Here is a 6644-nt window from a genome sequence, read left to right as displayed (position 1 = left end):
AGTGGCGCGAGTGACGGGGCTCGAACCCGCGACCTCCGGCGTGACAGGCCGGCGCTCTAACCAACTGAGCTACACCCGCGTTCGGTGTGGGCGGGCATCTATGCGGGCCTGCCGCCCCTGTCAACCGCCTGTAACATCAGTTTCGTGGCTTTCGTCATTTTCTTTGCGCGGGGACACCGTCAACGTGCCGCGCTCGAACAGGAAACCGGCAATATCGGGCGTTCCCGCCGCGGCCACCACGGTCTGGATGATGATCAGCAGCGGCACGCCCAGCAACGCGCCCAGCGTCCCCCAGACCCATCCCCAAAAGGTCAGCGACACCAGAATCAGCAGCGGATTCATGGTCAGCCGACGCCCCAGCACGGTCGGCGTGATGGCATTGGCTTCGATCAGATGGAAGCCGACCTGCAACGCGGCCGGCAACAGCGCCTTCCACACATCGTCGAACACCATCAGCCCGCCCAGCGCCAGCAGCACGGCCGCCAGCATCGGCCCGAAATAGGGGACGAAATTCAGCAATGCGACGATGCCGCCCCACATCAGCGGCGACGGCATGCCGATCAGCCACAGCGCCAGCGCGATGGATAGCCCCAGGCACAGGTTGATCGTGGCAATGGTCAGGACATAGTTGGATGTCGCATCGACGACATTCTGGATCACCCGCGCCACCGCCATCGCCCCGTCGAAACTGTCGCGGCGGCTGATCGTGCGGCGGCGCAGCTTCGTCCAGCCGGCCAGGAAGAAATAGATGATGAGCAGGGCGAACACCATCTGGATGATCGCCGACGGCGCGGATGTCGCCGCGAATTGCAGCAACGACCGGGGCGCCTCCACCGCCGCCGTCTGCGCCGCGGCGACCGGACCGGACGCCAGCATCTGAACGGTTTCATCGACGAAACGCTGAAGCTGCGAATAGAAATCGATCAACGGCGCGAGATTCGTCTGAATCTGCGGCAGGCGCTGCGGCAATATCCGGAACCAGTCGGCGGCCGGGACCACGATCAGCACAAGCGCCGTGTTCGCGACCCCCAGAAAGCACATCAACGCGATCAGCGCCGCCATGGCCGACGGCACCCGCCGCCTTTCCATCCATTCGAGCAGGGGGACCAGCGCAATGGCGATCACCAGCGCCGCCGTCAGCGGCAGGAAGAATTCGGCTCCCTCGCGCAAGGCGAAGGGCAGGGCCAGGATCAGCCCGATGCCCGACGTCAGCGCGATCGACGCCAGCAGCCGATCGCGTCGCCGGTTGATTTCCTGCTGTTCCTGTGGTGTCACGCCCGCTTCGCTTCCTGTCGTCGGGCTTTTCTGCACCGACGCTCCGAAGCCGTCAATTTCCATTCGCGCAAGGCCGTCCACAACAGGGAAAACAGCATCTTAACCAAATCTTTGCAGGCCACGACATAGCGTATCGGCGGGACAAGGGGGAATTGGGCATGAAATCGGGAGGGTTGCCGTGCGCTTTGGCCTGCCTGCTCACGTCGCAGGCGGCATGGGCACGGCAGGACATCAGGCTGGACCGGCAGATGTTCGTGGAGCGGATCAGCACCGACATCAACGGCCGGGAGCGCCGGATTCTGGAAAGCGCGGAGCGTGCCGGGTCGGGCGATCAGCTCGTCTTCGTCCTCCAATGGCGCAATGAAGGAAACCGGCCGGTACGCGGTCTTGCCCTCACCAACGCCGTGCCCCGCGGCACGCGGATCGACCTCGCCAACCCCGCCATGCAGGTGTCCGTCGACGGCGGCGCCCATTGGGGTCGGCTGAACGAGCTCTGGCTGCCGACGCCCTTGGGCGGCGTGCGACGGGCCGGTCCGGCCGACATCACCCATGTCCGCTGGACCCTGTCCGATGAAATATCGCCGGGGGAAAGCGGCCGGCTCAGCTATCGCGCGACGATGCGCTGAGCCGACCGGGCCTCAATCCGCGAACAAAAGAACCGGCGTCTCCAACAGCTTGCGCACCGCCTGAACGAAACTCGCCGCGTCCCATCCGTCGACCACGCGATGGTCGCAGCTGATCGACAGGTTCATCAGCCTGGCAGGCACCACTTCCCTGCCCCGGAAGACCGGCCGCTCGATAATGCGATTCGGCCCGATGATCGCGACTTCGGGCCGGTTGATCACCGGCGTCGTCGCCACGCCGCCCAGCGGCCCGAGCGAGGTCAGCGTCAGCGTCGATCCGGACAGTTCCTCCGACTTCGCCCTGCCCGTCCGCGCCGCCTCCGCCAGGCGCCTGATCTCCGCCGCGAGCTGCCAGACATTGCGGTCCTGCGCATCGCGGATCACGGGCACCATCAGGCCCGCGTCGGTCTGGGTCGCCATGCCCATATGCACCGCGCCGTAACGCGTCACCACGCCCGCCTCATCGTCATAGCGTGCGTTCAGCATCGGAAAGTCCGGCAACGCCCGACAGATCGCGACGATCAGCAGCGGCAACATGGTGAGTTTTGGCCGTTCCCCCCGATGGGCATTCAACTGCTCGCGCATCTCCTCCAGCGCGGTGACGTCGATCTCCTCGACATAGGAGAAATGCGGGATGGCGCGCTTCGAAGCGGCCATGTTCTCGGCAATGCGGCGGCGCAGGCCGATGACCTTCACCTCCTCGTCCGCACGCTTCGCGGACGGCCCCGCCGGCCGATAGCCCTGCCCGGCGCCATAGAGCAGGAAAGCATCGAGATCGGAATGCCGGATATGATCGCCACTCGGCTTCACCTGGGCAAGATCGACCCCCAATTCCTTGGCGCGAGCGCGGACAGCCGGAGATGCAAGCACCTCGGCCCTCTTTTCTCCCTTTCCTTCCAGGGAGGGGGTGGGTGCCGGCGCAGCCGGCTCTTCAACGACGACCGGTGCAGGCTCGTCCTCCTCGCGCCCCTCCCGTTCCGGAAGGGAAGCTGTAGGGGCGGCTGCCTCAACCTCGGAAGAAGCCTCAGCCCCCTCCATCTCGATCTCCACCAGCATCGACCCGATGGCGATCATCTGCCCCGGTTCGCCCGCCAGCCGCACCACGACCCCCGCAACCGGCGATTCCATCTCCACCGTCGCCTTGTCGGTCATCATGTCCGCGATCGGCTGGTCTTCCTCGACCCGATCCCCGACCTTCACATGCCAGCCGACGATCTCCGCTTCCGCAATGCCTTCGCCGATGTCGGGGAGCCTGAACGTAAAAAGCGCCATGACAGCCTCTCAATCCTTCAAAATCTTGGTGATGGCTTCGCGAATGCGTACTGGCCCCGGGAAATACGCCCATTCCAGGCTATGCGGATAAGGCGTGTCAAAGCCGGTCACGCGCTCGATCGGCGCTTCGAGATGGTAGAAGCAACGCTCCTGCACCTGCGCCATCAGTTCCGCGCCAAAGCCGCTGGTCCGCGTCGCCTCATGCACGATCAGGCAACGCCCGGTCTTCTGCACCGACCGCTCGATCGCCTCGATATCCAGCGGCACCAGCGTCCGCAGGTCGAGTATCTCCGCATCCACGCCCATCTCGGCCACGCTGTTCTCGACCACATGCACCATCGTGCCATAGCAAAGCACCGTCAGCGCCTCGCCCGCCCGCGCCACCCGCGCCTCGCCCAGCGGGATGCGATAATAGCCCGCCGGCACCTGCGCCGCCTCATGCCCTGCCCAGCTTTTCGCCGGCGTGTCATAATGCCCGTCGAACGGCCCGTTATAGATGCGCTTGGGCTCGAAGAAGATGGTCGGATCATTATCCTCAATCGCCGCGATCAACAGCCCCTTGGCATCATAGGGCGTCGACGGAATCACCGTCTTCACCCCCGAAACATGGGTGAAGATGCCCTCGGGCGACTGGCTGTGCGTCTGCCCCCCGAAAATCCCGCCGCCAAAGGGCGACCGCACCGTCATGGGCGAGATGAACTCCCCGGCCGACCGGTAACGCAGCCGCGCCGCCTCGGAAACGAGCTGGTCCAGCGCCGGATAGATATAGTCGGCAAACTGAATCTCCGGCACCGGCCGCAAGCCATAGGCGCCCATGCCCACGGCGACGCCAATGATGCCGCATTCGGTGATCGGCGTATCGAACACCCGGTTCTTGCCATATTTCTGCTGCAACCCCGCCGTCGCGCGGAAGACGCCGCCGAAATAGCCGACATCCTCCCCCATCACGACCACGTCCGGGTCACGCTCCATCATCACGTCCAGCGCGCTGTTGATCGCCTGGATCATGTTCATCTGCTGAATGTCGCTCATGGCTTCGCTCAAGGTTTCCGGTTCGTTCGCTTCGCTCACAGGCCGGCCGCCTTCCATTCGTCCAGCATCTTCTGTTGCTGGTCCCTGAGGTGCCATGGCATCTCCTCGAACACATCCTCGAACATGGATTCCATCGGATGATGCAGCCCATGACCGAGGATGCCGTTCTTCTCCGCTTCCTTGGCGGCATCGCGGACCATTTCGGCCAGTTCCCTGTCCATCGCGGCGTGGCGCTCCTCGTCCCAGATGCCCAGGGCGATGCAATGCTTCTTCAGCCGCGCGATCGGATCGCCCAGCGGCCAGTGGCTCGCCTCGTCAGCCGAGCGATAGGCACTGGGATCGTCCGAGGTGCTGTGCCCCTCGACCCGATAGGTGAAATGCTCGATCAGCGTCGGCCCGGCATTGGCCCGCGCCCGATCGGCCGCCCAGCGCGTCGCCGCATAGACCGCCAGCGCGTCATTGCCATCGACCCTGAGTCCAGCAATGCCATAGCCAATGGCCCGCGCCGCGAAGGTCGTCGCCTCCGCCCCCGCAAAACCTGAAAAACTGCTGATAGCCCACTGATTATTCACGACATTCATGATCACCGGCGCACGATAGACGCTGGCAAAGGTGCAGGCCGAATGGAAATCGCCCTCCGCCGTGGACCCTTCCCCGCACCATGTCGCCGCGATCCGCGTATCCCCCCGCGCCGCGCTCGCCATCGCCCAGCCCACGGCCTGCGGATATTGCGTGGTCAGATTGCCCGAAATCGAGAAGAACCCCGCCTCCCGCGCCGAATACATGATGGGCAATTGCCGCCCCTTCAACCGATCCCCCTTGTTCGAGTAGATCTGGTTCATCATGTCGACGATCGGCCAGCCGCGCGCGATCAGGATGCCCTGCTGGCGATAGCTGGGAAAGCACATGTCATCGCTCGCCAAGGCCAGCGCAGCGCCGATCGACACCGCCTCTTCCCCGGTCGACTTCATGTAGAAGCTGGTCTTGCCCTGCCGCTGCGCCCGGAACATGCGCGCATCGAAGGCCCGCGTCAGCGCCATCGCCCGCAGCATCTTCAGCAGCGTCTCGGACGGCAGCTTCGGGTCCCACGGCCCGACCGCAACGCCATCCTCATCCAGCACGCGCACCAGCCCATAGGCCAGATTGCGCATCTCGCCCGGCTGCGCCGCTTCATCCGGCCGCGCCTGAGAGCCTGCTGGCGGAATATCGAAATCACTGAAATCGGCGGTGTCGCCCGGCCGGAATTTCGGTTCCGGCACATGCAGCCGCAGCGGGGGCAGATTGCGCCCTGCCGCGTTCTTTTCAGCGTCTGGCCTGCCAGCGTCCGAATCGATCCGGTCGCTCATCCTGCCTCCTTTTGTGCATTGCAATAATATTGCTGATTGCAATTATTATATTACAACACCCACAAAGGCAAGTCTTGCTGACCCATTTCGTCGCAACGCCATCCGGAGCCGTCAAACCGCTACGGGCGCCGCGATATGCCTTTGTGGCGCGTAATCAACCACTTCAAAGTCCTCGATCCGATAATCGAAAATGGATGAAGGCCGCCGATTGATCCGCAATTTGGGTTTGCCGGACGGATTTCGGCTGATCTGCTCCTCCACCAGATCGGCATGATTGAGGTAGAGATGCACGTCCCCGCCCTGCCAGACGACCTCTCCCGGCTCCAGATCGCACTGTTGCGCCAGCATCCGCGTGATCATCGACAGACCGAAGATGTTGAAGGCAAAGCCCAGGCCCAGATCGCAACTGCGCTGGAACAACAGCCCATTGAGCCGCCCGTTCGCCACCTGAAACTGATAAGTCATATGGCAAGGCGGCAATGCCATCCGCGCCACCTCCGCCACATTCCAGCCGGTGAACAGCAGCCGCCGCGACCCTGGATTGGTGCGGATCGCCTCCACCAGATCGGCGATCTGGTTATGCCCCTGCGCCGCCTTGCGATAAAGGCCGTCCCCGACCACCTCATAGCGCGGCCAGTTCACCCATTGCGCGCCATAGACCGGCCCCAGATCACCCCAGCGCGCCGCGAAAGCCTCATCCGCTATGATCCGCGCTTCGAAGGCGTCGCGATCAATATCCTCCCCGGTCGCGCGCCGATAGGCGTCCAGCGGCCAGTCGGTCCAGATATGCACCCCCTGCCGCACCAGTTCGCGGATATTGGTGTCGCCGGTCAGGAACCACAGCATCTCCCGCGCCGCGACCTTCCAATAGACGCGCTTGGTGGTCAGCAGCGGAACGGCATCATCGGCCAGTGGAAATCGCATCGTCGCGCCCAGAATCGACCGCGTGCCCACTCCCGTCCGGTCGATCCGCTCGTCGCCATGGCTCCAGATGTGCCGCATCAGGTCCAGATATTGCTGCTCATAATGCGGCTCGGACGAGGAAGACAGGCTGGTCAAGGCGGGCACTCTCATAGTTTCCGGCATAGTTTCCGGC

Annotated in this window: 6 protein-coding genes and 1 tRNA gene; 1 reads left to right on the top strand and 6 read right to left on the bottom strand. The window is 64.0% G+C overall.

Translation table 11 applies throughout. The features are described 5' to 3' along the window. Window positions 1–2: 2 nt before the first annotated feature. Both RUH75_RS18375 and RUH75_RS18370 read right to left on the bottom strand, forming a co-directional pair. Window positions 3–79, bottom strand: a tRNA-Asp gene (locus tag RUH75_RS18375). Window positions 80–120: 41 nt separating this feature from the next. Beyond that, window positions 121–1275 carry an AI-2E family transporter gene (locus RUH75_RS18370; RefSeq protein ID WP_313808611.1) on the bottom strand — a complete coding sequence of 385 codons (1155 nt, stop codon included), beginning with the start codon at window positions 1273–1275 and terminating at the stop codon, window positions 121–123. Window positions 1276–1433: 158 nt separating this feature from the next. On the opposite strand from RUH75_RS18370, the gene RUH75_RS18365 reads away from it, so the two are divergent. Then, window positions 1434–1901 (top strand): hypothetical protein, encoded by a 468-nt coding sequence (locus RUH75_RS18365; protein WP_313808608.1) that lies wholly within the window; start codon window positions 1434–1436, stop codon window positions 1899–1901. A 12-nt stretch (window positions 1902–1913) separates the two neighbouring features. Here the strand turns inward: RUH75_RS18365 and RUH75_RS18360 are convergent, their stop codons facing one another. From RUH75_RS18360 to thyA, 4 genes are all read right to left on the bottom strand, one after another. After that, window positions 1914–3170, bottom strand: coding sequence for a dihydrolipoamide acetyltransferase family protein (locus tag RUH75_RS18360; RefSeq protein WP_313808607.1), 1257 nt, complete (start codon window positions 3168–3170; stop codon window positions 1914–1916). A gap of 9 nt (window positions 3171–3179) precedes the next feature. Next, a complete protein-coding gene (locus RUH75_RS18355) occupies window positions 3180–4184 on the bottom strand; it encodes an alpha-ketoacid dehydrogenase subunit beta (protein WP_313808610.1) in 1005 nt (334 codons plus the stop codon). Window positions 4185–4237: 53 nt separating this feature from the next. Further along, a complete protein-coding gene (locus RUH75_RS18350) occupies window positions 4238–5548 on the bottom strand; it encodes a 3-methyl-2-oxobutanoate dehydrogenase (2-methylpropanoyl-transferring) subunit alpha (RefSeq protein WP_313808606.1) in 1311 nt (436 codons plus the stop codon). A gap of 111 nt (window positions 5549–5659) precedes the next feature. Then, complete coding sequence (gene thyA, locus RUH75_RS18345) at window positions 5660–6607, bottom strand: thymidylate synthase (protein ID WP_409592396.1); 948 nt, start codon at window positions 6605–6607, stop codon at window positions 5660–5662. Window positions 6608–6644: the final 37 nt, after the last annotated feature.

It is taken from the genome of Sphingobium sp. (assembly GCF_032153725.1).
Classification (GTDB): Bacteria; Pseudomonadota; Alphaproteobacteria; order Sphingomonadales; family Sphingomonadaceae; genus Sphingobium.
The sequence above is the reverse complement of the archived record's forward strand: the minus strand, read 5'-3'. Positions and strand labels throughout refer to the sequence as shown.

Bases quoted from the DNA above. Each gene is read 5' to 3' on its own strand.
- RUH75_RS18365 (WP_313808608.1), top strand. From the start codon at position 1,434: ATGAAATCGGGAGGGTTGCCGTGCGCTTTGGCCTGCCTGCTCACGTCG.
- RUH75_RS18360 (WP_313808607.1), bottom strand. From the start codon at position 3,170: ATGGCGCTTTTTACGTTCAGGCTCCCCGACATCGGCGAAGGCATTGCG.
- RUH75_RS18355 (WP_313808610.1), bottom strand. From the start codon at position 4,184: ATGAACATGATCCAGGCGATCAACAGCGCGCTGGACGTGATGATGGAG.
- RUH75_RS18350 (WP_313808606.1), bottom strand. From the start codon at position 5,548: ATGAGCGACCGGATCGATTCGGACGCTGGCAGGCCAGACGCTGAAAAG.